Source organism: Kitasatospora sp. NPDC090091 (assembly GCF_044747365.1).
Lineage (GTDB): Bacteria > Actinomycetota > Actinomycetes > Streptomycetales > Streptomycetaceae > Kitasatospora.
Genome location: NZ_JBIVDY010000016.1, coordinates 189,393 through 213,976, shown reverse-complemented (window position 1 = coordinate 213,976; position 24,584 = coordinate 189,393). Strand labels below are relative to the sequence as shown.

General features: G+C 75.0%; 21 protein-coding genes. 9 read left to right on the top strand and 12 right to left on the bottom strand.

Going from position 1 to position 24,584, the window contains the following annotated elements; genetic code table 11:
- The first annotated feature begins 23 nt into the window (after positions 1 to 23).
- On the top strand, positions 24 to 581 hold the full coding sequence (locus ACIPSC_RS26970) for a DoxX family protein (protein ID WP_400828642.1): 558 nt from the start codon (positions 24 to 26) through the stop codon (positions 579 to 581).
- Between the two features lie 201 nt (positions 582 to 782).
- Here the strand turns inward: ACIPSC_RS26970 and ACIPSC_RS26965 are convergent, their stop codons facing one another.
- The 4 genes from ACIPSC_RS26965 to ACIPSC_RS26950 form a co-directional block, all read right to left on the bottom strand.
- Positions 783 to 1,823: an alpha/beta hydrolase fold domain-containing protein gene (locus ACIPSC_RS26965; RefSeq protein WP_400828641.1), complete on the bottom strand. Its 1,041-nt coding sequence runs from the start codon at positions 1,821 to 1,823 to the stop codon at positions 783 to 785.
- A gap of 385 nt (positions 1,824 to 2,208) precedes the next feature.
- Positions 2,209 to 3,183 (bottom strand): helix-turn-helix domain-containing protein, encoded by a 975-nt coding sequence (locus ACIPSC_RS26960; RefSeq protein WP_400828640.1) that lies wholly within the window; start codon positions 3,181 to 3,183, stop codon positions 2,209 to 2,211.
- Between the two features lie 180 nt (positions 3,184 to 3,363).
- Positions 3,364 to 6,189, bottom strand: coding sequence for a BREX system ATP-binding domain-containing protein (locus ACIPSC_RS26955; protein ID WP_400828639.1), 2,826 nt, complete (start codon positions 6,187 to 6,189; stop codon positions 3,364 to 3,366).
- Positions 6,190 to 6,479: 290 nt separating this feature from the next.
- Positions 6,480 to 8,180: a serine hydrolase gene (locus ACIPSC_RS26950; RefSeq protein WP_400828677.1), complete on the bottom strand. Its 1,701-nt coding sequence runs from the start codon at positions 8,178 to 8,180 to the stop codon at positions 6,480 to 6,482.
- A gap of 239 nt (positions 8,181 to 8,419) precedes the next feature.
- Between ACIPSC_RS26950 and ACIPSC_RS26945 the strand changes: the two genes are divergently transcribed.
- The 4 genes from ACIPSC_RS26945 to ACIPSC_RS26930 all read left to right on the top strand — a co-directional run bounded on the left by ACIPSC_RS26945 (position 8,420) and on the right by ACIPSC_RS26930 (position 12,024).
- Positions 8,420 to 9,007, top strand: coding sequence for a TetR/AcrR family transcriptional regulator (locus ACIPSC_RS26945; protein ID WP_400828638.1), 588 nt, complete (start codon positions 8,420 to 8,422; stop codon positions 9,005 to 9,007).
- A gap of 186 nt (positions 9,008 to 9,193) precedes the next feature.
- Entirely contained in the window at positions 9,194 to 10,957 is a 1,764-nt protein-coding gene (locus tag ACIPSC_RS26940) for an alpha/beta fold hydrolase (protein ID WP_400828637.1), read from the top strand.
- A gap of 63 nt (positions 10,958 to 11,020) precedes the next feature.
- Complete coding sequence (locus tag ACIPSC_RS26935) at positions 11,021 to 11,182, top strand: hypothetical protein (RefSeq protein WP_400828636.1); 162 nt, start codon at positions 11,021 to 11,023, stop codon at positions 11,180 to 11,182.
- Between the two features lie 260 nt (positions 11,183 to 11,442).
- Entirely contained in the window at positions 11,443 to 12,024 is a 582-nt protein-coding gene (locus tag ACIPSC_RS26930) for an NUDIX domain-containing protein (protein WP_400828635.1), read from the top strand.
- Positions 12,025 to 12,030: 6 nt separating this feature from the next.
- On the opposite strand, the gene ACIPSC_RS26925 is transcribed toward ACIPSC_RS26930, so the two are convergent.
- Positions 12,031 to 12,897, bottom strand: a complete 867-nt coding sequence (locus ACIPSC_RS26925; RefSeq protein WP_400828634.1) for a patatin-like phospholipase family protein — start codon at positions 12,895 to 12,897, stop codon at positions 12,031 to 12,033.
- Between the two features lie 83 nt (positions 12,898 to 12,980).
- Here ACIPSC_RS26925 and ACIPSC_RS26920 point away from each other — a divergent pair, with 83 nt between their 5' ends.
- Both ACIPSC_RS26920 and ACIPSC_RS26915 read left to right on the top strand, forming a co-directional pair.
- A complete protein-coding gene (locus tag ACIPSC_RS26920) occupies positions 12,981 to 13,541 on the top strand; it encodes a TetR/AcrR family transcriptional regulator (protein ID WP_400828633.1) in 561 nt (186 codons plus the stop codon).
- Between the two features lie 102 nt (positions 13,542 to 13,643).
- Complete coding sequence (locus ACIPSC_RS26915) at positions 13,644 to 14,072, top strand: VOC family protein (RefSeq protein ID WP_400828632.1); 429 nt, start codon at positions 13,644 to 13,646, stop codon at positions 14,070 to 14,072.
- On the opposite strand, the gene ACIPSC_RS26910 is transcribed toward ACIPSC_RS26915, so the two are convergent.
- Positions 14,069 to 14,611, bottom strand: coding sequence for a hypothetical protein (locus ACIPSC_RS26910; RefSeq protein ID WP_400828631.1), 543 nt, complete (start codon positions 14,609 to 14,611; stop codon positions 14,069 to 14,071). The genes ACIPSC_RS26915 and ACIPSC_RS26910 overlap by 4 nt on opposite strands.
- 32 nt (positions 14,612 to 14,643) lie before the next feature.
- A complete protein-coding gene (locus ACIPSC_RS26905) occupies positions 14,644 to 15,213 on the bottom strand; it encodes a TetR/AcrR family transcriptional regulator (protein ID WP_400828630.1) in 570 nt (189 codons plus the stop codon).
- 83 nt (positions 15,214 to 15,296) lie between these two features.
- Here ACIPSC_RS26905 and ACIPSC_RS26900 point away from each other — a divergent pair, with 83 nt between their 5' ends.
- On the top strand, positions 15,297 to 16,217 hold the full coding sequence (locus tag ACIPSC_RS26900) for an NADP-dependent oxidoreductase (RefSeq protein ID WP_400828675.1): 921 nt from the start codon (positions 15,297 to 15,299) through the stop codon (positions 16,215 to 16,217).
- Positions 16,218 to 16,374: 157 nt separating this feature from the next.
- Here ACIPSC_RS26900 and ACIPSC_RS26895 read toward each other — a convergent pair whose 3' ends face one another.
- The 5 genes from ACIPSC_RS26895 to ACIPSC_RS26875 form a co-directional block, all read right to left on the bottom strand.
- Positions 16,375 to 17,010, bottom strand: a complete 636-nt coding sequence (locus ACIPSC_RS26895; RefSeq protein WP_400828629.1) for a class I SAM-dependent methyltransferase — start codon at positions 17,008 to 17,010, stop codon at positions 16,375 to 16,377.
- A gap of 349 nt (positions 17,011 to 17,359) precedes the next feature.
- Positions 17,360 to 17,581: a hypothetical protein gene (locus tag ACIPSC_RS26890; protein ID WP_400828628.1), complete on the bottom strand. Its 222-nt coding sequence runs from the start codon at positions 17,579 to 17,581 to the stop codon at positions 17,360 to 17,362.
- A 1,173-nt stretch (positions 17,582 to 18,754) separates the two neighbouring features.
- Positions 18,755 to 21,055 carry an acyltransferase family protein gene (locus ACIPSC_RS26885; protein WP_400828627.1) on the bottom strand — a complete coding sequence of 767 codons (2,301 nt, stop codon included), beginning with the start codon at positions 21,053 to 21,055 and terminating at the stop codon, positions 18,755 to 18,757.
- 219 nt (positions 21,056 to 21,274) lie between these two features.
- Complete coding sequence (locus ACIPSC_RS26880) at positions 21,275 to 23,056, bottom strand: glycosyltransferase family 2 protein (protein ID WP_400828626.1); 1,782 nt, start codon at positions 23,054 to 23,056, stop codon at positions 21,275 to 21,277.
- 135 nt (positions 23,057 to 23,191) lie between these two features.
- Positions 23,192 to 23,773 (bottom strand): GNAT family N-acetyltransferase, encoded by a 582-nt coding sequence (locus ACIPSC_RS26875; RefSeq protein WP_400828625.1) that lies wholly within the window; start codon positions 23,771 to 23,773, stop codon positions 23,192 to 23,194.
- A 320-nt stretch (positions 23,774 to 24,093) separates the two neighbouring features.
- On the opposite strand from ACIPSC_RS26875, the gene ACIPSC_RS26870 reads away from it, so the two are divergent.
- The gene (locus ACIPSC_RS26870; protein WP_400828624.1) at positions 24,094 to 24,438 is read left to right on the top strand and encodes a hypothetical protein; all 345 of its coding nucleotides are present in this window, start codon (positions 24,094 to 24,096) and stop codon (positions 24,436 to 24,438) included.
- Positions 24,439 to 24,584 lie beyond the last annotated feature (146 nt).

The following is a 24,584-nucleotide window of genomic DNA, read 5'->3' as shown; positions in this document are numbered from 1 at the left end:
CCCCACCCCGAGCGGGGGCGGCGATGAACCTCGGCCTGTTCGTCCTGCGCGTCGTCGTCGGCCTGCTGATCGCCGGCCACGGGGTCCAGAAGGTGAGCTTCCACCTCGGCGGCCAGGGGCTGGCGGGCGGCACCCGCGAGTTCCGCGGCGACGGCTTCCGCGGCGGGTGGCTCACCGCGCTCGCCGCCGGAACCGGGCAGATCGGCTCCGGCCTGCTGCTCGCCGCGGGCCTGCTCACCCCGCTCGCCGCCACCGGCGCGATCGGCGTCATGACCGTGGCGCTGACCGTCAAGCGGCCGCACGGCCTCTGGGTCCAGAACGACGGGTACGAGTACCCGCTGGTCCTCGTCGTGACCGCCGCCGCACTGGCCGCGACCGGGCCGGGGGCGTGGTCGGCCGACCACGCGATCGGTCTGACCCCGTATCCGCTCTGGTGGTCCGGCGCCGCGCTGGTCACCGGCGTCGGCAGCGGTCTGCTGACCAGGCTCGTCCTGCACCGGCGGTCGCCCGCCGACCCGGCGGGCGAGCCGGCCGAAGGGCCGGCCACCCGGCCCGGCACCGTCGAGCACGCGGGCGTCTGAACGGCTCCCCCGGACCACGGCCGCCCGAACCGTCCCCCGGTTCGGGCGGCCGTCGGCATGCCCGGACGCGCCCCCGGCGCCGCCCCCGCCCGACGCCGTACACCTGAGTGCCCCTCGACCGCGTCAACGGTCGAGGGGCACTCAGGTGTACGGCGAGGGCCGGGTCCGGCCCGACCCCAGCCGTCCGGCCTCGGCCCGGCCTCAGTCGGGCCAGCGGTGGAGGGCGACGTGCAGGGTGTCCACCGCCTGGATCAGCGCGGCCCGGGCCGTGGGGGCGTGGCGGCAGGCGTCCAGCAGGACGAACCCGTGCACGACGCCCTGGTAGCGGGTGGCCACCACGGGGACGCCGGCCGCCCGGAGCCGGGCGGCGTAGGCCTCGCCCTCGTCCCGCAGCACGTCGGCCTCGGCGGTGATCACCAACGCCGGCGGCAGGCCGGCCAGTTGATCCAGGGAGGCGCGCAGCGGGGCGGCCGTCGCCTCGTGGCGGCGGGCCAGGTCGGGCAGGTAGGCGTCCCAGTACCGGCGCATGTCCTCGCGGTGCAGGAGGTACCCCTCGGCGTACTCGCGGTAGGAGGGGGTGTCGAAGTCCGCGTCGGTCACCGGACAGATCAGGACCTGGTGGCGCAGCGGCACCGGGCCGTGCCGGCGCGCGAGCAGCGTGACGGCGGCCACCAGATTGGCGCCCGAGGAGTCCCCCGCGACGGCCATCCGCTCCCCGTCCAGGCCGAGTTCGCGGCCGTGGGCGCGGATCCACTGGGCCACCGCCCAGCACTGCTCGACGGCGACGGGGTAGCGCGCCCGGGGCGCCCGGTCGTAGTCGACGAAGACGACGGCGGCGTCCGCCCCCACCGCGAACTCGCGCAGGACCCGCCCGTACGAGTCGGCGTCGCCGAGCGCCCAGCCGAGGCCGTGCAGGAAGAGCACCACGGGGACGGGCTCGACGGCGCCGGCCGGTCTGACCACCTGGACCCGCACCCGCCCGGTCGGTCCGCCGGGCAGGGCGAGCCATTCGGCGGTGGTGTCCGAGACGTCGTCCAGCAGGTCCTCGGTCAGGTCCACCAGCAGGTCGGCGGGGGCCTCGCCCGGCCCGACAGGCTCGCCGTCCCACGTGCTCGCCGCGGGCTCGGAGGCCCCGGGCGGCCAACCGGCCGGGAACGGGCGGCCGGCGAGGGCGTCGAGGAACGCCTGGACCGAGGGTTCGAGGGCCGGGCGCCGGTCGGGCGAGGGGGTGGTGTCGGACACGCTTGTCTCCTGGCGTAGCGGCCGGTCGGCCGGATTCCACGGTGGTCGTCCTCGTTCCGGCGGCCCGACCCGGTTGACCCCCCGTGCCCCACGGCCCCTGCCCGGCGGGCCTTCGCCCCGCGGCCCCGCGCCGCCGGCCCCGGGGCCGGTCGGGTGGGGAGCGTACGCCCCGGCGCCGCGCCCCGGGCGGGACTCTCCGAGCCCGCGCGGGCACCCCGCCCAAACTAGGCGTGCAGAGAGCCGTCACCGTCCCGAGCGGGAACCACGGTTTGCCCCACAGTGCACACCGCGGGGCGCTCTGCGGCCGCGTCGGGCCGGCTCGGGCCCGGGGCCGGGGCCCGTCGGGCCGGCTCGGGCCGGGGGTCAGGCCCGGCGGCGGGCCGCGTCAGGCCCGGTCGGTGGCGCGGAGCGCGCGCCACTCACGCGGGGAGACCCCGTACGCGGCGCGGAAGGCCCGGCTGAAGTGCGCCGGGTTGACGAACCCCCAGCGCTGCGCGACCGCCGACACCGTCGGCACGGCGCGCCCGCGCCGGGACAGCTCCCGGGCGCACTCCTCCAGCCGGCGCTGCTGGACCAGCCTCCCCACCGTGACGCCCTCCCCCTCGAAGATCCGGTGCAGGTAGCGCACCGAGATCCGGTGCGCCCGGGCGATGCCCTCGGGCGAGAGCGCCGGATCGCCGAGGTTCCGGTCGATGTGCTCGCGGACCCTGCGGACGAGGTGGGCGTTGGCGCTGGGCTGCTCGGTGGCGGCGGGCCGGGTGAGCTGGGCGACCAGGGTGATGAACAGGTCCGCGACGCTGCCGGCCAGCCGGTCGCCGACGGACGCGGGGTAGGCGTGCGCGGAGTCGGCGAGGGTGCCGAGGAACGGCAGCAGGACGGCGCCGAAACCCTCGTCGGCGGTGAGCGCGCTGCCGGCCACCTGCCGGGCCTCCCGCTCCGAGACCCCGAGCAGCCGGCGCGGCACCTGGAACACGTGGGCGCGGAAGCGCTCCGGGTAGTCGATGGAGTAGGGCCGCGCGGTGTCGTAGACCACCAGGCCGCCTTGCCCGACCTCGGCCCGGCGTCCGTCCTGCACCAGCACGGCGCGGCCGGACTCCTGCACGCCCACGCCCAGCTCCGCCTCCGCCCCCGCCTCGGCGGAGCGGGCGACCAGACCGGCCGTGCGGGAGAGCCGGGCGGCGTCCGCCTCGATCGTGGACACCTGCACGTAGCCCAGCCGGTGCGACGACAGCCGGCCGTCGAACGGCCGGTCGGCGTGCGGCACCACCTCCACCGGTGCCAGCGTCCGTGAGACGGCCTCGCCCCAGAACGCCGCCTTCTCGCCGTCCGGGACGGAAGCCGTCGTCCACAGCACACCCACCTGACCTGCCCCTTTCCGGCCGAAGCCCTACTCGGCAAGCCTCCGCCGGGGGCGGCGCAGTCCTCTAAGTCATTTGACTGCCGCTCTGCGCCCGACCTGGGAATGTGCACGCGGAGTCAAGCCCGGAGGCGCGGACAGCACCGTCGGAGGGGTGGGCGAAGCGCGCGTCCCGCGCCGCACTCAGCCTTCGCCGAGGGCGCGGGCGAGCGCGGCCCGCGAGGCGATGCCGAGCTTGGGGAAGATCTTGTAGAGGTGCGCCGCGACGGTGCGGTGGGACAGGCCCAGCCGCAGGCCGATCTCCTTGTTGCTCAGGCCCGTCCCGGCGAGCCGGGCGATCCGCAGCTCCTGGCCGGTCAGCGCGGCGGCCGCCTGCGCCGACACCGCCGAACCGGCCACCACCGCGCCGGTCGCCGCCGCTGCCGCCGGCTCGTCGCCCACCGGGCCACCGGCCGCCCGCAGTTCCTCCTCGCAACGCTCCGCCCAGGGGCCGGCCCCGAGCCGGCGGAAGGTGTGGTGGGCGGCGCGCAGCACCTCGCGGGCCTCCGCCCGGTGGCGGCGGCGCAGCCAGGAGCCGTGCGCCAGCCGCAGCCGGGCCAGCTCGAACACCCACTGCTCGGCCCCCGGCACCGCGTACGCCGCCCGGTACGCGGCCTCGGCCTCGTCGTCGTCCGCGGCCACCGCGGCGGCCGCGGCGAGCAGGAAGGCGTGGTGCCCCGAGATCTCGCCGGCCCGCGCGGCCCGCCCGGCCGCGACGTGTGCCCGGGCCTCGTGCCTCCGGCCGGTGTGCACCGCTGCCTCCACCAGGTCGAAGAAGAGCGGGTGGAACCAGGGCAGGCCCCGGGGCAGAAGTCCGGGCGGGGTGAGGTCGGCGAAGTGCGCGTACGCCTGCTCGTAGCGGCCGTGGGCGAGGGCGGCGAGGCCCCGCAGGTGGGTCAGCCGGTCCAGGACGAAGCGCATCCGGGCGCGGGCCGCCGCCGGCCGGACGAGCCGCTCGATCTCGCGCAGCCCCTCCTCGTCGCCCCGGCCGGCCAGGAAGTGGGCGTAGTAGTGGCGGAACATCAGCGCGTTGCAGTGGTAGCCGAGCTCGTCCGCCACCTCGGCCTCCCGCAGGCAGACCGGGGCCAGCTCCCAGCGGCCGCGCAGGAAGTCCTGGTAGGCCTTGGCCTTCGCCACCGAGCCCTGGGTGGCGTAGCCGTGCAGTCCGGTGAAGCGCCGCCACAGCTCGCAGTCGGCGGTGTCGGCCGCGGTCGCCGTCCAGAGCAGCAGCCAGGCGGTGCCCGCCTCCTGCTCCTCGCTGAGCCCGTCGGCCATCGCCCGCAGCTCCTCGGCCGCGCCGTGCGCGGTGCGGGCCGGGTCGGACCAGGCCCGGTGGCAGAGCCGGCCGGGCGCCGAGACGTTCTCCCGGTGCCGCTCCAACGCCTGCCAGGCCCGGGGGTCGCCGGTGTACGTGGCGGCGAGCAGCAGCTTGAAGTAGACCTGGTCGACCAGGCCGCCGAAGGTCTCGGCGCCGGGTGCGGTCAGTGCGTCGAGGGCTGCGGGCAGCAGGGCGGAGGAGGACTCGAAGTCGACCCGGTGGCTCTGGTCCACGTACACCACCGCGTACGCGAACAGTGGGGCGATGTCCGGCGGCACCGGGGCCCGCTGCACCTCCTCGACCAGGGCGGCGGTGTGCCGCAGCCGCCCGCCGCGGGCCGCCATGACAGCGGCCCAGGTCAGCCGGCGGGCCCGGGCGGCCGGGTCGGCGCTGAGCGCGGCGGCGCGCTCCAGCAGCAGCGCGCCCTCCGCCTCGCCGCCGCGCCGGGCGAGCCGGCCGCCGGCCTCCTGGAGCCGGGCCGCCAGCCCCTCGTCCGGGAGCAGCGCGGCGGACGCCTCGTGGACGAGGCCGCGCGGGTCGTCCGGGGCCAGCCGGCCGGCCAGTGTGCGGTGGGCGGCGCGGCGCGCGGACTCCGGCGCCGTGGAGATCACGGCGGCGCGGACCAGCGGGTGGCGGAAGACCAGCCGCCCGGCCGGGTCGAGCCCGGCGAGGCCCTCGGCCTCGATCCGGGCCAGGCCCTCCTCTGCCCCCGCCCCGGCGACCTCGCGCAGCCAGACGCCGCTGTCGGCGTCCGTGCCGGCGGCGAGGGCGGCCAGCAGCAGGACCCGGCCGGCCTCGGGCGTCAGCGCGCCCAGCCGTTCGGCGAACATCCGCTCCAGCCGCCGGCCGAGCGGCAGCCGGTCGGGCAGCGGCGCGAGCCCGCGCTGTTCCTCGCCGCGCAGCTGGCGCGGCAGCTCGACCAGGGCCAGCGGGTTGCCGGCCGCCTCGTCCAGCACCCGGTCCGCGGCGGTGGCGGCCAGCTCCGGGCAGCTCCGCAGCAGCAGGGCGGCGGCGTCCGGCCGGGACAGCTCCCCGACCTCGACCGGCTCGACGGGCCAGGCCTCGGCCGCGGCCCCGTCCGGGCGGCCGGCGCCGGCGATCACCAACGGCAGCTCCGCGCAGCGCCGTTGGAGGAAAGCGAACACGGCGGCGCTGGAGGAGTCGATCCAGTGCAGGTCGTCGAGGACGAGCAGCAGCGGGCCGTCCTGCGCCGCCTCGGCGAGCAGCGCGAGGGCGGCGGCTCCGACGGCGAAGCCGCTCGGCGGGGTGCCGGCGCGGACGCCGAGGGCGCACTCCAGGGCGTCCCGCTGGTGCTCGGTCAGTGCGCGGGAGGCCTGCAGCAGGGGCCAGGCCGCCTGGTGGAGCGCACCGAAGGCGAACTCCCGCTCGGCCTCGGCGCCGACCGCCCGCAGCACGGTGAACCCGCGCTGGCCGGCCCGCCGCGCGGCCCAGTCGAGCAGCGCGCTCTTGCCGATGCCCGCCTCGCCCCGTAGCAGCACGGCCGAGCCGCCGGCACCGCCCGCGGCCCGTTCCAGGGCGGCCGCCAGCGCCGCGGTCTCGCGCCGGCGCCCGACCAGTCCGGTGTCGGCTTCGGCGTTCCGTCCCGTGTCCGGTCCGGCGTCCGGTTCCGCGTCCTGCGTGTGTCGCCCCATCCTCGTCCCCCGGGTCGGCCGGCCTCCCGGAGGCGGTCCGCACGTGCCTCCGGACGCTGCCCCGGTGCCCTTCGGCCCCCGGTCGTTCAGCGGGTTGCGCCCGTCACCGGGCAGTGTGAACCCTACCTTCCGCCGCAGGCCCACCGTGCCGCGCCGAGAAGCGCACCCGCCCGGCCGACCCGACCGGCCCGCCCGCGCGCCCCCGCAGGTCAGCAGGGGCGTGCGGGCGGCGCGCGCCCAGGGGGCTGCCGGGCGGACACTTCCGCACATCCGCCGCTGCGTCCGGACGGTCAGCTGCGGGTGAAGGTTCCGAGGCCCTCGTGGTTCAGCTGCTCGACCACGACGGCCGAGGCCCGACCGTCGGCGCCCACGGTGAAGGTCACTCCGGAGAGGCCGACGGCGTTCTCCCCCTTGGTCCGGAAGCTGAAGACGTCGCCGTCGTAGTGCTGGAGCGGGAACTCCAGGCCGTCCGGCCCCAAGCTCATCACCAGCCCGCCGTCCCGGGCGCTCACGGTCAGCGGCCCGTAGTGGCCGTTGCTGTACGTCCCGACGTACGCGGCGTCCGGTTCGGCCGGGGCGGCGCCGGCCGGCGGCTTGCCGTAGTCGGTCGACGAGACGCCCTCCAGTGCAGCGGCGGGGACGACCTTGCCGAAGAAGCCCAGCCAGTCGACCGTCTCCCGGCCGTTCTGGGCGAGGTCCAGGAACTCCTGGGCCACCGCCTCCGCGACGCCGATCGGCTGGCCGTTCGTCAGCACGACGATCCCGGCCTGCTCGGACGGCAGCAGCGTCACCACGGTCGCCGCGCCCAGTTCGAAGGCGCCGGAGTGGTTCAGCCGCAGCCGCCCCTGGGGGTCGTAGCTGACGTTCCAGCCGAGGCCGTAGAAGCCGGCGTTGCCCGCCGGCGCCGTCGGCGGGTTGGAGACGGTCTGCGGCACCCGGGTCTCCTTCAGGGCCGCCGGGTCCACGATCTGCCGGCCCTCGAACGCGCCGTCGGCCAGCTGCAGCCGCATCCACCGGGCGAGGTCCTGCACGGTGGAGCTCACCCCGCCGGCCGGGGCCTGTGGGTCCGGGTTCTCGGTGGCGCTGACCTGCCACCCGCCGTCGGTCCGGACGTGCGGCACCGCCTTGTTCGCCGCGCCGTCGTAGGCCGAGCGCAGCGAACTCGTGGAGCTCATCCCCAGCGGCTTGTAGAGGACGTCCGCCGCCAGGTCCTCCCAGGCCACCCCCTTGGCCTTGGCCACGGCCACGGCCGCCTCGGTCAGGCCGTAGTTGGTGTAGGCGTAGCTCGCCCGGAACGGCGCGAGCGGCTGGTCCCGCAGGTGCTGCAGGATGTAGTCGCGCGGGTGGCCGAGGTCCTCCAGCAGGTCACCGGCGTGGTCCGGCAGGCCGCTGCGGTGCGAGAAGAGGTCGGCGATCGTCACGTGGCTGCTCACCCAGGGGTCGGACAGCGCGAAGCCCGGGTCGTGGGTGGAGACCGGGTCGTCCCACGTCACCGCCTTCTGACCGACCACCCCGGCGACCACCGTCGAGGCGATCGGCTTGGACACCGAGGCGAGCTGGAAGACGGTGTCCGGGCCCACGGGCTCCTGCTTGCCGAGCTCGCGGACGCCGAACCCGTTCGCGTGGACCACCTTGTCCCGGTACACGACGGCGAGGGCCAGCCCCGGGAGGCCCGTCCTCGCCATGGCGTCCTGCACGTAGCCGTCGATCCGGCTCACCGCGGCGGACACCTTCTCGTCCGTCAACTGGGGCGCCGGCTGCGGCGGCGGTGCGGTCGCCACCGTACCGGCCGGGGTGGACGCCGGGCTCCTGGTGGACGCGGGGCTGGGCGCGGCCGCGGCACCGCCGGCGGCCGCCGAGGTGCATCCGGCGAGCAGCGGGCCGCTCAACAGCAGACCGGCCAGCAACGGCGCCGCGACGCGCAGCCCCGGCCGGGCCGCACTCCGTCTCGGCCCGGTAGCAGTCCGCCGGGCTGCGCCGTGACGATGCATCAAGGTGTCCGTCCTCCCTCGTCCGGGCGCGGCCGCGATCCGACACGCCGCCGTCCGCCTCACGGCGCGAGTATTCGACAGCCGGGTACGGCCCCGGCGGCCACCGCGCGCCGCCGCCGCGCAATCCCACCCACCTGCCGTAACCGGGGGGCGGAGGCCCGGACCGGGGTCCCGCCCCACGGCTCTGCCGGCCGGCAAGAGGTCGACAGGAATATGCAGACCGGTCTACTGTTTCCGGCATGGGAGTCAAAGGCGAGGAGACCCGCGCCCGGCTGGTGGCCGGGACGCGCAATCTGATCGAGGCACAGGGCTACTTCGGCACCGGCCTCAACCAGATCGTCACCGAGAGCGGCGCACCCCGCGGCTCGCTCTACTTCCACTTCCCCGAGGGCAAGGACCAGCTGGTCGCCGCCGCGCTCGTCCAGGCGGGCCAGGAGATCGAGGAACTGCTCAAGTCCCTGGCCCGCGAGGGCACGGACGCCGCCGCGATCATCGGACGGCTCACCGAGCTCTTCACCGCCCGCCTGGAGGCGTCCGACTACACCAAGGGCTGCCCGATCGCGACCGTCGGCCTGGAGGTGGCCGGCAGCAACGAGGCGCTGCGCCGCACCTGCGCCGAGGTCTACGGCAGCTGGCAGCAGGTGATCACCGAGCGCCTGGCCGCCCAGGGCCTAGGCCCCACCGAGGCCGAGATCACCTCCGGACAGGCTCTCGCCCTGCTGGAGGGGGCGGTCCTGCTGGCGCGTGTCCGACGCAGCCGCCGACCCCTGGACGACGCCCGGGCCGCCGTCGGCCACCTGCTCAAGGCCAAGGCGCCGGCGCCGTGACGCACGACGCCACGGCGCGGTGCATCGCCGGGCGCATCGCCGCTCGCACCTGACGAGCCGGCCGACGGGTCCGACCGCGAGCGACCTCGGCACGATGCCGATCGGTCTCCGGATGTCGCCCTCACCCAGTCCACCCATATCCCAAAAATATGCAGACCGGTCTACAGAAAAGGATCTCGCCGTACCATGACCACCGCCACTGCCCCTGCCTCTCCGCCTCCCCCGCCCCGCACCCTCGTCCTCGGCGCCACCGGCTTCATCGGCCGCTGGCTGGTGCTCGAACTCCTCGGCCGGGGCGAGCCCGTGGCCGCCGCCGTCCGCGGTGGGCGTGGCACGCCCAAGGACCGCGAGCTGCGCGGCTGGCTCCGCGCGCACGGGGCTGATGACGCGCCGCTGACCACCGTCGCCGCCGACCTCACCCGCCCCGGCCTGGGCCTCTCGCCCGCGGACGAGGCCCGGCTCGCCGACGTCCGCGACGTCCACAACCCGGCCGCCCGCTTCGAGTTCGGCCTCCCCCGCGCCGAGGCGCACGCCGCCAACGTCGACGGCGCTCTCCGCGTCCTCCACTGGGCGGCGACGCGGTCGGGGCTCCGCCGGCTGGTCCACCTCTCCGGCTACCGGGTCGGCCGGGACCTCGCACCACGCCACCCCCTCCCGGACGCCGAGACCGATGCGCTCTACGCCCGCCTCGGCGCGTACGAGGCGTCGAAGCAGCTGGGTGACGCCGCCGTCCGCGTCGAGGCCGCCCGGCTCGGCGTGCCGCTCACCACGGTGAACCCGAGCAGCGTGGTCGGCCACTCCGTGACCGGCGAAGCCGGGCAGTACCTCGGACCGGCCGAGCTGGTCCGCCAACTCTGGTACGGCCGACTGCCGTTGCTGCCCGGTACGGCACGGACCTTCCTGCCGGTGGTCGCGGTCGACCACCTCGCCCGCTTCCTCGCCGCCGTCCCCGGGCACGACCACGGCCCGGCCCACGCCCACACCGTGCTCGACCCGTCCACCCCGCCGCTGGCCGAACTGGTCGCCGTGGTCGCCGAGCACCTCGGGGTGCCGGCGCCCCGCCGGCTGGTTCCGGTCGGCCTGGTCCGCCGGCTGCCGCGCGCCCTCACCGGCGCCGACCCCGAGACCCTCACCTTCCTCTCCGAGGACACCTACGACACGGCGTCCGCCGACCGCCTCGCCGACGCCGCCGGACTCCACCACCCGCCCGTCATACCGCTGTTGCAGCGCTGGGCCACCCGGCTGGTGGCCGAGGGCTTCGGAACGGGCGGCGGCTCCACTCCTGGCGTCGACTCCGCAGCACCCCTCGCCGCTGTACCCCTCGCCGCGACCGGCTTCGCCACCGTCGCCGGGAGCCGCAGCTTCCTCCTCGGGGACCGCGAGGCCCCGCACCACGTCCTCCTCCACGGGGCCGGCACCGATGCGGGCGCCTGGCGAACGGTCGCCGCGCGGCTCGCCGGACCGGCCCTGGCCCCCGACCTGCCGGGGCTCGGCCGGTCGTCCCGGGCCACTGCCCCGGACCACCACTGGTTGGCCGAGCTCCTCGCGCCGACGGGAACGCGCCCCGTCCTGGTGGCGCACTCGACGGCCGCCGCCACGGCGCTGCGCTACGCGGCCGAGCATCCGGACCGCGTGTCCGGCCTCGTCCTGATCGCACCGCCGCACCTCGGGCCGGACTCCACCGCGGTCGCCGAGCTCCCCTCGCACCGCCCCGGTGCGGCCCGTCGCGCCCGAGCCGCACTACGGAGGGCCCGCCGGTCGTCCGAACGAGCCCGCGTGGCCGCCCTGCTGGCGGCCTGCTCGACGCCGGTCCGCCTGGTCCCGGCCCCTTCGCTCCCCCAGGCCGCCTACCCCGGCGAACTCGCCCTCGCGATCGAGGACTTCACCCGCTCGCTGCCTCCCCGGCAGCGCCCCGCCCAGGCCCTTGACCAGCGAAATTCGTCTCCGTGATCACCACTCCTCCGCTAATCTCCCCGGATGACTCGGACCCAGCGCTATCGATGGCGTACCCGCATGCGCAGTCACCTGCCGTCGTTCCTGGTCGAACGGGGACCGGCCCGGAAGGGCCGCCGGGACTGCGGGGCGCACGAGTGGTACAACCACAACGGCGTGGTCGCGCGTTGCTACCACTGCGAGGTGGGTGAGCGGCCCTGGACCGCCCCTCCCGGCGCGTGAGCCCGGAAGGCGGACGGCTTGAACGAGCCGGGCCGCCCCTCGCCCGGGGCGAGGGGCGGGCCGACCGCATGCTCGGCTGCCGCCCTTGCACCGGCCGCAGGCCGGCGCAAGGAACGTGGCTGTCCTCACCAAGGTCGTCCCGCTGACGCCTTCTCGACGCGGCAACCCCGACGAAAGCCGTTTGACCTGGCAGAACACACGGGCAGCTCCGCCGGTGGGGAGCAAGGATCGGTTGCGACGCGATGGGTTAGCGTCTGCACATGCAGACAGAGACATCTCGACCGGCACCTCCTGCGCCCGAGATGGTGGCCACCGGCACCACCGTCGCCTACACGAACCGCTGGATGACCGTCCGCGAGGACAAGACCCTCCGCCACGACGGTGTCGAAGGCATCTACGGAGTGGTGGAGAAGCCCGACTTCGCGCTCGTCGTCCCGTACGTCGACGGCGGCTTCCATCTCGTCGAGCAGTACCGGTATGCGGTCAAGGGCCGCTACTGGGAGTTCCCGCAGGGCTCCTGGGAGGACAAGCCGGACGCGGACCCACTCGCCCTCGCCCGCGGTGAACTCGCCGAGGAGACCGGACTGACCGCCGGCACGATGACACCGCTGGGGCACCTGTTCGCGGCTTACGGATATTCCGACCAGGGCTTCCACGTTCTCCTTGCCACGGACCTCTCCGCCGGCGAGAGCAACCTCGAAGAGACGGAGGCAGGTCTGATCAGCCGCTGGTTCTCCGAGGCGGAGGTCTGGCAGCTCATCGCCCAGGGCCGATTCAAGGACGCCCCCTCCCTCGCAGCCCTGGCCCTCTTCCAGCGCCACCGCGCCGCGCGCGGGGAATGACCGGAGTCACGGCACCACCGGCGAGCCGGCGGATCCGGGGTTCCAGGCGGGGCGGAGTTGTGCGGCGGCATCGGGGGCTTGGCGAAGGCCTGCCCGGTAGGCCGGTTCCCAGGCCGCGCGGTCGCCGAGATCCGGGCCGAACGCGCTGATTGCTTCCGGATCGGGCTCGATGGTCACCACTGTGTGCGCTGCGGCGACCGCCAGTTCGCGGTCGAGCAACTCACGGGGGAACAGGTGCGCCTGGGGGTCGATCACGACGAGCGTGCGGGCTCCGGCCGCGAGTCCGGCGTTGGTCGCCGACCGCAGCGAGCCGTCGATGTACCGCCGGCCGTTGACGGTGATCGGCGGGTAGATCCCCGGGAAGGCCGTGCTCGCCGCCACGGCGGAGGGCAGCGGTGCGCCACTCCCGCGGTCGAAGACCTCCTGCTCGCCGGTCTCGGCGTCCGTCGCGGTGATGAGCAGCTTCCGTGCCGGCCATCGGTCCGCGCCGGCCAGCCCGTGCATCCGGGCGATGTGCGCCCGCTCGGGGCCGGTCTCGGCGGCGAGCGCGATCCGGCCCACTCGGCGCCGGGCCTCGGCCGGGTTCGAGGCGGCGTTGCCGAGCACGGCGAACGCCTCGCCCAGCCGGCGCCCGTCCACCTGCGGCGGGGTGCCGCCGGAGCCGGCGGGGCGCACCGGAGTGGCGAGCCGGCCGGGGTCCTGACCAGTGGCCAGCACTGTGCCGATGATCGCGCCGGTCGACGTGCCGACGATCAGATCCGCCTCCCCGAGATCCACCCCGCCGCGGCGCAGCCCGCAGGCCAGTCCGGCCATCCAGGCCGCACCAACGGGGCCTCCGGCACCCAGCGCGAGTGCCCGGTCGAATGAGTGCACGACTGTCTCCCTCCCATTATTGAAACAGTCGTACCATATACTGACGCAGGCTCAGATCAGCAGTACCGAGAGGATGATCCACCGTGGGACGACCCCCGGATCCGGCCCGACGGGAGGCCACGCTGGCGCGGGCGACCGACTACGTCCTGGCGCACGGCCTGGCCGGGTTGAGCCTGCGGCCGCTGGCCGCAGCGCTCGACACCAGTCCTCGGATGCTGCTCTACGACTTCGGCAGCAAGCAGGAGTTGGTCGCTGCCGTCCTTGCCGAGGCCCGCCGCCGTGGCGCGACCCGACTGGCCGCGAACCTCCCTGCGGAGGCAGGCTCTCCGGAGGAACGACTGCGCGGCATCTGGGCCTGGATGAGCGCACCGGAGCGCGCCCCGTTCGTCCGGCTGTTCTTCGAAGTGCACGCCGACGGCCTCGTCCACCCCGAGAACTACCCGGACCGGGCCGAGGCGATCACGGACTGGTTCAACACCCTCGGCGCCACGTTCCGCGACATCACCACCGGCCCGGACGACACCGCCACGCCCACGCTGGTCATGGCCGTCATCCGGGGCCTCCTGTTCGATCTCACCAACACCGGGGACCGTCACCGCACCGACCGCGCCCTGGACCGCTTCTGCGAACTCCTCCGGCCTTGAACGGGCCTGCACCGGCCCACCCGGCACGCGCCGGCACTCGCCCCGACCGGCGTCACCGGAAAATGGGCGGAGCGGCGGGGTCCGCCTTGCTATGGTGCGCGGATGTCAGCGATCAAGAAGGTCCAGGTCACCTTTGACTGCGCGGAACCGGAGCGCCTTGCCCGGTTCTGGTGCGAGGTGTTGGGGTACGTCGTACCGCCGCCGCCCAAGGGCTTTGCGACGTGGGACGAGTACAGGGACTCGCAGTCCCCCGAGGAGCGGGATTCCTGGTTCGCCTGTATCGACCCCTCAGGTGCGGGCCCGCGGCTGTACTTCCAGCGTGTCCCCGAAGGGAAGGCCGCCAAAAACCGCGTGCACCTCGACGTGCGGGTCGCCACCGGGCTCGTGGGCGAGGAGCGCCTCGCCGCACTGGAGGCCGAATGTGCACGGCTGGTCCCGCTCGGCGCGGTTCACGTGCAGACGCTCTACGACGGCAACGACGCCTGCATCCCGATGCAGGACCCCGAGGGCAACGAGTTCTGCCTCGACTAGGGTCTGTTCATAAGTGGATCAAGGTCTGCCGTGATCCACTCGTGGGGCGTGGAGATCTGACGAGCGAGCAATGGGCCAGGCCGGAGCCGTTGTTGCCGACGGGAAAAGCCGGGGCTGTCGACCTCTCGCGCGACCTCTGCGGGAGCGATCAAGCTGACCCGCGTCAGAACGGCACTCCACTCGGCCCAGTCGTAGTCCCAGCCGCGGCGGTCGGCGTGTGCGCGCTTGATCACCATGGTGAACTTGGCGTAGTGGCTGAGGAGTTCTTGGTAGGCAACCAGCTGCTGATCCCGTGACCACTGATGGTCCTGGCCCCGCCTGGTGACGACCCCACCCACCAGCACTCCGACCGTCGCCGAGGCCGCTCCGGCAACGGTCGTGATCAGCGCTTCCAGCAAAGCCACCCCAGCCCCCGTGCCCGGCAACTGCCGCTCGATCCGCGATCGGAACATAGCACTGGTGCCTGTTGGCGCGTCAGAGCATGCGATGGCCTCGCAGCGGACGATGACATCGGTGGCCGGCCGACGCTTCTGAAACACGCCCCGATCCACGCCGAGGCGAAACGTCGAGGCTAGCGCACGGCTCCGGCCGCTCGTACGTCGGCGAGCGCTTGCCGCGCCAGCGAGCCGAAGCCCTCGCCGTTGTGGGTGTCGATCCACTGATCGAAGGCGATCTCCCAGGCGAGCATGCCCAGTTCCGTGGCCACGCGTGCGGTCAGGCTCGGGACTCCGCGGCGGGTGAGGGCCTCGGTCATCGAGGCGGCGAGGTCGATCCTCTTCAGGGCCTCGCGCTCCCGTAGTTCCGTGTTGGCGTTCAGCACGGCCTGGCGCCGGCCACTGAACTCGCGGCGGTCGTCGGTGAAGAACGTCCGGCCGAGCGCATCGAGAGCGTCGGCCACCGCGTCGAGCGGGCCGGCCGCCGACGGCGCCGAGGCGATCCCTTCGACGAGCAGGTCGGTCACCGTGCCCCTGTCGAAGAGCACCTCGCGTTTGTCCGGGAAGTAGCGGAAGAACGTGCTCTTGGTGAGTCCCGCGCGCTCCGCGATCTCGATCACGGTCGTGTTGTCGTAGCCGCGCTCCTCGAAGAGGTCGAGAGCGGCGGCGGCGAGTCGTCCCGGTGCGTCGGGTTGCCAGCGAGCCATGGGAGCAGTGTACGGGACTTGGTCCCATCGCTGGTGTAGGGTCGATGAGACCAAGTCCCATCACTGGCCGAGAGAGGTCCCCGATGAGTAGAGCTGTCCGTTACCGGCGATTCGGCGGTCCCGAAGTGCTCGAAGTGCAGGAGATACCCGAGCCGCACGCCGCTCCGGACGAGGTTCGCGTCCGGGTCACGGCCGCCGGGCTGAATCCGATGGACTGGCAGATCACCACGCAGCCCGACATGGCAGCGCGGTTCGGCATCACCTTGCCTGCCGGGTTCGGCAGCGACTTCGCCGGTGTGGTGGACGAAGTGGGCGCCGACGCCACCGGATTCGCGATCGGCGACCGGGTGCACGGGGCTGCGATCGGCCGGTCCGTCGCTGATTTCGTGCTGGTCAGGACGCCTGCGGCAACGCTGTGGCCCACCCCGGAGGGCGTCGGTGACGAGGTGGCGGCCACGCTTCCGGTGTCCGGCCTGACGGCCGCCGCCGCGATCGCCGCGATCGGGCTCCGCACCGGGGACACCGTCCTGATCGGTGGGGCGGCGGGTGGCGTGGGCGTCTTCGCCGTGCAGCTCGCGAAGCTTGCGGGCGCCCGGGTGCTCGGCACCGCCTCCGAGGGCACGTTCGGATTCCTGCGCGGGCTCGGCGCCGAACCCGTGGCGTACGGCCCCGGCCTGGCGGACCGGGTGCGGGCCCTGGCGCCCGAGGGGATCACCGCCGCAGCCGACCTGTTCGGAAGGGAGGCGGCCGAGACCGCGCTGGAGCTCGGCCTGGCGCCCGAGCGGATCTGCGTCGTGGCAGACGGTTCCGCCCCGCCGCCCGGCGTGCGCAAGGTGGGCGCCCTCGATGCGGATCCGGGCGCCCTGGGACGGATTGCCGACGCGATCCGTTCCGGCGGGATCACGGTGCCGATCGCGGCGACCTTCCCGGTCGAGCGGATTCGCGAAGCCGTCACGACACAGGCCGAGAGGCATGTCCACGGCAAGATCGTGATCGCACTGTGAACTTTCCAGCCGTGAGGTGGAGAGGACGGGGTACGGCGTCGACCACCCAAAGAGCCTCGACGCCCGCCACAACCACACCTACTACCTGGGGGAGGCCGGCGATCCGGCGGAGGCGGCCCGACTGCGCGGGGTGATGGTCGAGGACTGCACGCCGGCGTCAGGGCCTGTCGGCGGCCCGGCTCGGTGGGGCGGGTGACTCGAACCCGAGCAGGTGCCAGCTGACGCCCGGCCGGTCGTGCAGGTCCGTCCGCTCGATCACGTGCAACAGGTCGAGCCCGCGGGCCCGGGCGAGCTCGACGGTCTCCTCCGGCGTGATCTCGAACATCCGCCGGCCGGGCGGCACCGGGCCGTGCCGCAGCGAGAGGAGGACGCGCCCGCCGGGAGCGACCAGCCGGGCGAGCGTGTCCATCGCCGACGGCCGCTCGTGGTCGGCCAGATGCATCCAGACGGCGCAGAGCAGGATCAGGTCGAAGCGCTCGCCCGCCGCATGGAGCCCCGGTGCCTCGGGCAGCGCGTCGTCGACCCAGCGGATGCCGCTGTCCCCGTGGATCCGCTGGCCGGCGCGGCGCAGCTCGGCGGTCGGCTCGGCCGCGACGACCCGGTGGCCGCGGGCGGCGAGGGCGGCGGCGTCGCGGCCGGTACCGGCGCCGAAGTCGAGTACGGCGGAGGGCTGTTCGGGGAAGAGGTGCAGGACTTCGCGGTGCACCTCCTCGAACGTCACGCCCTCGTACTGCCGCAGCAGCTCCTCCGCCTGCTCGCCGTAACCCGCATTGCTCGCCAGCCCGTTCAGCACAGCTCCCCCTCCGACGCTCGGCCGCGGGCCCGGACGGCCCGTCCACCCGGCCCGTTCCGCCCGGTCGGTCGACGCCCGGTCAGAACCCGGACGGCGACGTCGGCCGTGGCGGAACGGTCGGCCCGCACGCTCAGGACGATCTTGCCCTGGTTTCCGCACCGTTCCAACTGCCGGTGCGCGTCGCATTCCAGGGCTGATGGGAATGACTCCCCCGAGGGCGGCGGCGCCCCGAACGGACAGTCGGCGTCAACAGGCTCCCCCTCGACTGCTCGCGCGGCGTCCGGGACGGCGACCCGGGCGCCGCGGAGCGGCCGGCCCGACCCCCGGGGCTCCCCGGCCCCCGGACGAATCAGGCCTCGCCGGGGTGCCAGGCGGGCCACTCCCAGGGGCGGTCGGCCCACTGGACGCGGACGGGGTCGCGCGGGTCGAGGTCCGGGAACAGCTGGTGGATGCGGGGCTCGAACTCCTCGGGGGCCAGCGGCTCCCAGCCGTGGCCCTCGAAGCGGACCAGGCGGTAGCGGCTGTCGGTGCGGAACTCGGCGACCTCGACCAGGGGCTTGTTGGTTTCCATGCCCCCAGCATGTGGCGGACCCCTGACGTCCGCACGCGGGGTACGGCAGGCAGCGTACGGGCGGCGCGGGCGGGTGGCGAACCGAGCGGCGGGCCGCTGGGCGCGGCGGTGGGCCGGCCGGAGGGCCGGTGCGGGACGACTCTCAGGAGTGAACCCCCTTCCGAGTCATGTCCCCGCGACTGCGCGCTCGTTGAGCACGGGGATCGGCTCGCCGGTGGTCGGCGGCATTCGGCAGGAGGACGTGAGCGATGGGCGGGCAACCGGAGGGCGGGCAGTGGAAGTGGCCCGAGCATGCGTGGCAGCCGCCGCCGGTACCGCCGCCCCCGCCACCCGGAGCGACGGCCGGCCGCTCCGCACCGGCGTCCACGCCCGTGCCCTTCCCCCGGACGGGCGCAGCGGGCCCGTCCGGCTCGGCTCGCGCGGGCGGGTCCGGCAACACGGCGGCCTCCGGCGCGACGGCCGGCACCGCAGCGTCCGCTGTCAGGGCGCCGCGGCGGCTGCGGTGGGCGGTCACGGCGGGCGGGACGGTCGCCGCGCTGGCGGCCGTCCTGGTGATGTGCGGGCCCGGTTCGGGTGACGAGAACTCCGGCGTGGTGGCGTTTCCGGGGGAATCGCCCTCCTCCGTGCCGTCGTCCTCCCCCGCCGCGCCCGAGAACGGCGCCCCCGAGGCGGTGTCGGTGGGGGGCGGGTCGCCGCAGACCGCTTCACCCACCGCTGCGGCGGCCTTGCCGGAGGCCGCCGCCGCACCCCGGCCGGCCCCCTCGCCCGAGGAGGCACAAGCCCAGGCCGGTCCCGGTCGGGAGGACGAGCCGTCCGGGTCCAGCCACGCCGCGGCGCCCGGGTCCAAGCCCGGCCGTACGGCCCGGCCCGGGCCGGCGCGACCTGCGGGCGGCGGCACGGCAGGGCCGGGCGCGGCTCCGGCGGCCCCCGCCCCGGCTCCGAACAAGGCCCCGAGCCCGCCGGCCGCCGGCCCTACCGTGCCCGGCATCGGCTCGCTCTGCGAGCAGGCCGAACGCCTGGGCCGGTGGGCGGCCGGCTCGGACCAGGCCCGCCTCTGCCACAGCCTCTACGGCTGACGGGACGGCCGGCCGGGGACCAGCACCGGGCCCCGGCCACCCGCCGCCGACGAACCGCGCGAGCAGTGCGAACCACGCGAACCGCCCCCCGACCACCTCACCCCGTGCCCAGCAGCCCCCGGTCCAGCCGGGGCGCCAGCACCCGGGCCAGCGTGTCGGTGATGTGCCCGGTGTCCCGGTAGAGCACGACGCCCTCCAGCACCGCCGGGCAGTCCGGACCGGTGCCCGGGCAGAGCAGCGGGCCGAGGTCGAGCACCCGCACGCGGTAGCGCTCGGCGAGCCCGCCCTCGATCAGCGGGTCGCGCTCGAAGGCGGACTCCCGGGGGAAGAAGCAGGCGTCCAACCGGCCGTCGGACGCGGCCAGGCAGGTCGGGATGTCCTTGCCGGGCATCGGCGTGTCGCCCAGGTACGCGAGCGGCGCGCCGACCGCGGAAAGGCGGTCCAGGGTGCGGGCCCAGCCGTCCGCGCGCTCCTCCTGGCTCCCGTACCGGTTGAGGCCGGCCATCAGGACCAGCTTCGGACGGGGCCCGGTGGCCAGCCGGGTGAGGGTGTTCTCGCGCCAGCGGTCGCACTCCTCGAAGGTGCGCCCGAGGACGTTGTTCCGCACGGTCAGCGTGGCCAGCGGGCAGCCCGGCTTCACCAGCACCTCCAGGGCCCAGTGCCGCTGCTCGGCGAGCGTCAGCGCGGCGGAGATCCACTGCCCGGCGTGCGAGTCGCCGAGCAGCACGATCCGGTCGGGGCTGTCCTGGTCGCCGAAGAGGCAGCGCGGGCTGGTGTCGGCGCCGAGCGGGATCTCGCAGCCCTTGCCGGGCGGGAAGTCCTCCCGGACCCGGGCCAGCGACGGTGTCAGGGCGAGCACCCTGGTGCCGGGGGCGAGCAGCACGGGGCCGTCCACCGCCCCGGCCGGGACCACCACGGGGGCGTCGGAACTCCCCAGCGCCCGGACGGTCCCCCCGCCGAGGGTCAGACCCGCGATCAGCGGGATCACCAGGGCGCTGGCGCCGACCGCGAGGCCGCGGCTGGGCGCCGGGCTGCTGCCGTACCGCAGCGGCTGTTCGACCAGCCGCAGGGTGAGCCAGGCCGGCAGGGCGGCGGCGGCCGTGAGTGCGATCAGCGTGGTCCACGGCAGCGCACCGTAGCGGGCCTGGGCGATCGTCAGGACCGGCCAGTGCCAGAGGTACCAGGCGTAGGAGAGGCGACCGACGGCCCGCAGCGGGCGGGCGGCCAGCAGGCGGCCGACGTCGGCGGTGCCGGGGGCCCGGTGCGCCGGACCGGCCAGCAGGACGGCGGCCGTACCGAGGACGGGCAGCAGGGCGGCGGTGCCGGGGAACGGCGTGTTGCGGTCGTAGCGGAAGACCGCGACGACGACGGCCACCACGCCGGCCCAACCGACCACGCGCAGCGCCCGGTCGAGCAACCGCCCGGCGGGGCCTGTGCGCGCGGACCGGACTGCCGGCGCCGAGCCGAGCAGCGCCGCGCAGGCGCCCGCGGCGAACTCCCAGAGGCGGCTCGCGGTCGAGAAGTAGCCGAGCGGCGCGGAGCCGGCGGTCCAGCGGATGCAGAGCACGAGCGACCCGGCGCCGATCACGGTGGTCGCGAGCGCGATCGCCGCGGTGCGGCGACGCCCGGTGAGAAAGCGGGCGAGGCCGAGCAGCAGGACGCCCCAGAGCAGGTAGAACTGGTTCTCCACGCCGAGGGACCAGAAGTGCTGCAGCGGGCTCGGGTCGCGTTCGGCGGCGAGGTAGTCGGTCTGCTGTCCGACGAAGCGCCAGTTGGCGAACTGCCCGGCGGCCGCGATCAGATCCCGGGCCAGATCGGTGCCGCGCAGCGGGTCGAGCAGCGTGCCCCCGGCCAGGGCGGTGGCGACCAGGACGACGGCGGCGGCGGGCAGGATGCGGCGGGCGCGGCGGGCGGCGAAGTCCCGGAGGCCGATCGGTCGGGCCAGCAGCAGGCCGGTGATCAGGAATCCGGAGACGACGAAGAAGACGTCGACGCCCACGTAGCCGCCGGTGAAGCCGGGGACGGCAGCGTGGAAGGCAAGGACGGAGAGCACGGCGACGCCGCGCAAGCCCTCGATGTCGGGGCGGAACGCCGCCCGCCGACGGGTCTCCTCACCCTGGGCGACGACGGAGGCGGACGTGACGGAGGCGGACGCGGACGCGGACGTCACGGGCGCGGACGCGGCGACGGCGGCCGGCCGGTGCACCAGCCCGAGCGAGACGGCCGACAGGGCCGCCGGATCGGCTGCGTCACCCCTGCCGGGAGCGGCGGTCGCGGGGTCGGGGTGGCGAGCGCCCCGGGATGTCGGTTCGGCGGGCGTGGGTTCGGCGGGCGACGGTTCGGCGGGCGGGCGCCCGGCATTCGGAGGTACGGCGTTCGGTGGTACGGCCGTGGTCACGGCGGTGCTCCTTGCCTGACTGGCAGCGGTGGGTCGGGGCCGCCGGGCCGATGGGGCGGCCGGGCAGCGGGTCCGCGCCGGTGGGGCGACGCAAGGAAGAGCAGGAAGAGCAGGATGAGCAGCGGAACAGGGAGAGCAGGAAGCGGGGCGGAATCCGGCCGAGCGAATCCTCGGCCGCTCAGCGGAACTCAGCGAAGCATCAAGAGAAATGACTAAGCGTCAGAAGATGAGCGGATCCGCCCAGCCCGAGGCCAGCAGGCCGCAGAGCAGCAGCACGGCGGTCACGGCGACCGCCTCGGCCCGGCCGAAGCCGAGGTCCGAGCCGCGTCGGGCGGGCGGGGCGACTTCGGCGACGGCGGCACCGTTGCCGCCGCGCAGCAGGGGCCACAGGGCCCGGAGGAGCGGGACCACCGTGTAGGCGGTGAGTCCGAGGAGCGCGGCGAGCGCCCAGTAGGGCTGCCAGCCGTGCAGGGCGACGGCCCGCACGAGGCCGGCGGCGCCCGCGACGACGACCAGGCCGAGCCAGCCGACGCCGATCAGGGCGACCGTACGGGCGAGTGAACTGCCGCCGGAGACGGCGCCGGTGGGCACCCAGTCGGCGCTGCGCCGGCGCAGCGCGTGCGCGATGGCGACCACGTGGCAGAGCCCGCCGAGGAGTTGGACCCGGGTGACCTCGAACCGCCAGCGGGTGCGGGACATTGCGGGCAGCAGGACCAGCGCGACCCAGATCGGCGGCAGGAACGGCAGCACCTGCCAGGGCTCGATCTCGTCGGGCCGGAAGAACAGCATGATCAGCGCCGGCAGCGGCACGGCGAAGACGTTCACCGCGCTGGTGAGGTAGCCGAGGATGCCGTTCCAGAAGCAGAGCCGGGCCGAGCGGGAGAGCGGCCCGCGCCGGAATCCGGGATCACCGACCAGGGCGAGCGAGCCGAGGCACCAGCGGTACTGCTGGCTGATGAAGGCGGGCAGGCCGGTGGGCGACATGCCCTTGGCGACCAGGGCCGGCACGTAGCGGGTGGTCCAGCCGGCGCGGGCGAGCGAGAGGCCGGTGTAGAGGTCCTCGCTGTGGTCGATCTCGGCGAATCCGCCGACCCGTTCGAGCGCCGCGCGCCGGTAGAGCGCGTTGGTGCCGCAGCAGACGGTGCCGTCCTGGGCGTCCCGGGAAGGCTGGATCCAGCGGTAGAAGATCTCCTGGGTGGCCCCGGCGGCGCGCTCCAGCCACGACATGCCGGGGTCGGTGTCGAAGCACTGGGGGCTCTGCACGATGCCGACCTCGGGGTTGTCGAGGTAGGGCACCAGGTGGTGCAGGAAGTCCGGGCGCGGGCAGAAGTCGGCGTCGAGGACGGCGATGATGTCGCCGTTGCCCTCGGCCAGGCCGTGGTTGAGGTTGCCGGCCTTCTTGAAGCGACCGCGGTCGGGGCGGGCCCGGTACTGGAAACCGTGGGACTCGGCGAGTTCGCGGACCTCGGGGCGGGCCGCGTCGTCGAGCACCAGGACGGTCAGCTCACCGGGCCAGCGGACGGCGGCGGTGTGCCGGTAGGCGTTGGCCAGGACGTCCAGCGGCTCACCGGCGGTGGGCAGCAGCAGGTCGACGGAGGGGCACCGGGCCGGTCGCCAGGCGCGCAGCAGCAGGTCGTGCGAGTCGCGGGTGAACCGGCGGGCGCGCTGGCCGTCGGCCAGGGAGAGCAGCCAGGTGGCGGCGTTGAGCACGGTCAGTACCAGGAAGGGCCAGAGCAGCGGCCGGCTGAGCGCGAAGAGGCCGAGGGTTGCGGTGGCACCCGCGTAGGACAGGGTGGCGCAGAGCAGCACCCAGCGGCGCTGCGGGCCGAAGTACCAGTAGAGCTCCTCGTCGTCGGGCGGCGCGGGCAGTCGGGGCGGGACGGGCGGTAAGGGCGGACCGGGAGGTCCGGGCGGAGCGGGCGGTCGCGCGGCACCGTCCGGGACGTGGTGGCGCGGACCGGTGTCGGAAGCAGGCATGGCGGTGCCACGGGCTACGGGCATGCGGAAATGGCCCCCCTGGGCTCGGACGGAACGTGGCCGTTCGTCCGCCACCCTCTCACATTGGCCTAGACCAATAATGAACGAGGTATGACATCTCCGCATCGCCCCCACCCACTGCTTGACGGCAGGTCAGGACTACTGCCGGGTAAGGTCCTTCACGAGCTTCTCGAACCTCAGGTCCGGCCGGCGCGGGATCCCGAAGCGCTCGTCCCCGTACGGGAACGGGGAGTAGACGCCGGTGCGGCGGAAGCCCCGGCGCTCGTACCAGGCGATCAGGTCGGCGCGCTGCTCGATCACCGTCATCTCCAGCTCGACGGCGCCCCATTCCTCCTCCGCGAACCGCTCGGCCTCGGCCAGCACGGCCCGGCCCAGCCCGCCGCCCTGGTGGCCCGGGCTGACGGAGAACATGCCGAAGTAGGCGTGCCGCCCCCGGCGCTCCAGCTGGCAGCAGGCGACCAGCTCGCCGTCCGGCTCGGCGACCAGGACGACGCCGTCGGGGTTGGTGACCGCGGCGGTGACGCCCTCGGCGTCGGTGCGCTGGCCGTCCAGCAGGTCGGCCTCGGTGGTCCAGCCGGTCCGGCTGGCGTCGCCGCGGTAGGCGGACTCGACCAGCTCGACGAGGGCGGGCACGTCGGCCACGGTCGCCGGGCGGAAGGCGAGGTCGACCGTCCTGGCGGCGGCCTGGGGCCGGTCGGTCTCTCGGGTGGTCTCGGGCACGGGGTCCTCGTCTCTCCGGTGGGGCGGCCGAACGCATGCCGATCCGGTACCGGATCGGTACCGATCACTGGAATCGTGCCACAGCACCGGTCGGAACCGAGCCGGCCTGCGCGGCGGCCACCGACCCCATCCGCACCGGGCCGCACCCGTCTCCGCCCACGCCCTCCCCGCCCCACCCTTCGCCGCCCCCGTCCGCTCTCCCGACCCCCGGACGCCTGCGCCGCCTCTCCGCCGGCTCTCCGCCGCCCGTCCGCGCCCGGCCACCACGGATCTTCCGCCACCTCCTGCGCGAGGCGCCGGGGCGGACATACGATCATCGGGTGTCGCCACAAACCGCTTCCTCGTTGACGCTCTGGTCCAAGGACTCTGTCCTCGCCATCGCCTCCGCCGGCTCGGTGCTGTCGATCGGCTCGGTCGGCTCCGTGCTCTCCGTGGGCTCGGTCGGGTCCGTCCTGTCGATCGGCTCGGCCGGCTCGGCGATGTCCGTCCTGTCCGCCGGCTCCTGGCTCAGCCTCGGCTCGCTGCTCTCCGCGAACTCGCGCTGGTCGGTGCTGTCGTGGCGCTCCCGCGGCGGGCTGCTGGCCGCCGGGGTGGTGGCCACCGCCGCCACGGGCGCCGCCCTCGCCGGCCGCTCCCGCCCCCGCACCCTGCACGCCGTCCGCTAGACCCTGCCGGCCCCTCCCCGACCGCCCCGCCGGAATCACCCGCCGGGGGTGGTGCGGGAACGGCCGCCGGCGCCGACCGTGGGACCGGGGGAGCCAGGCGCACCCGCCGCGCGTGCCCGGAGGCCGCCGGGCACGCGCGGCGGGCC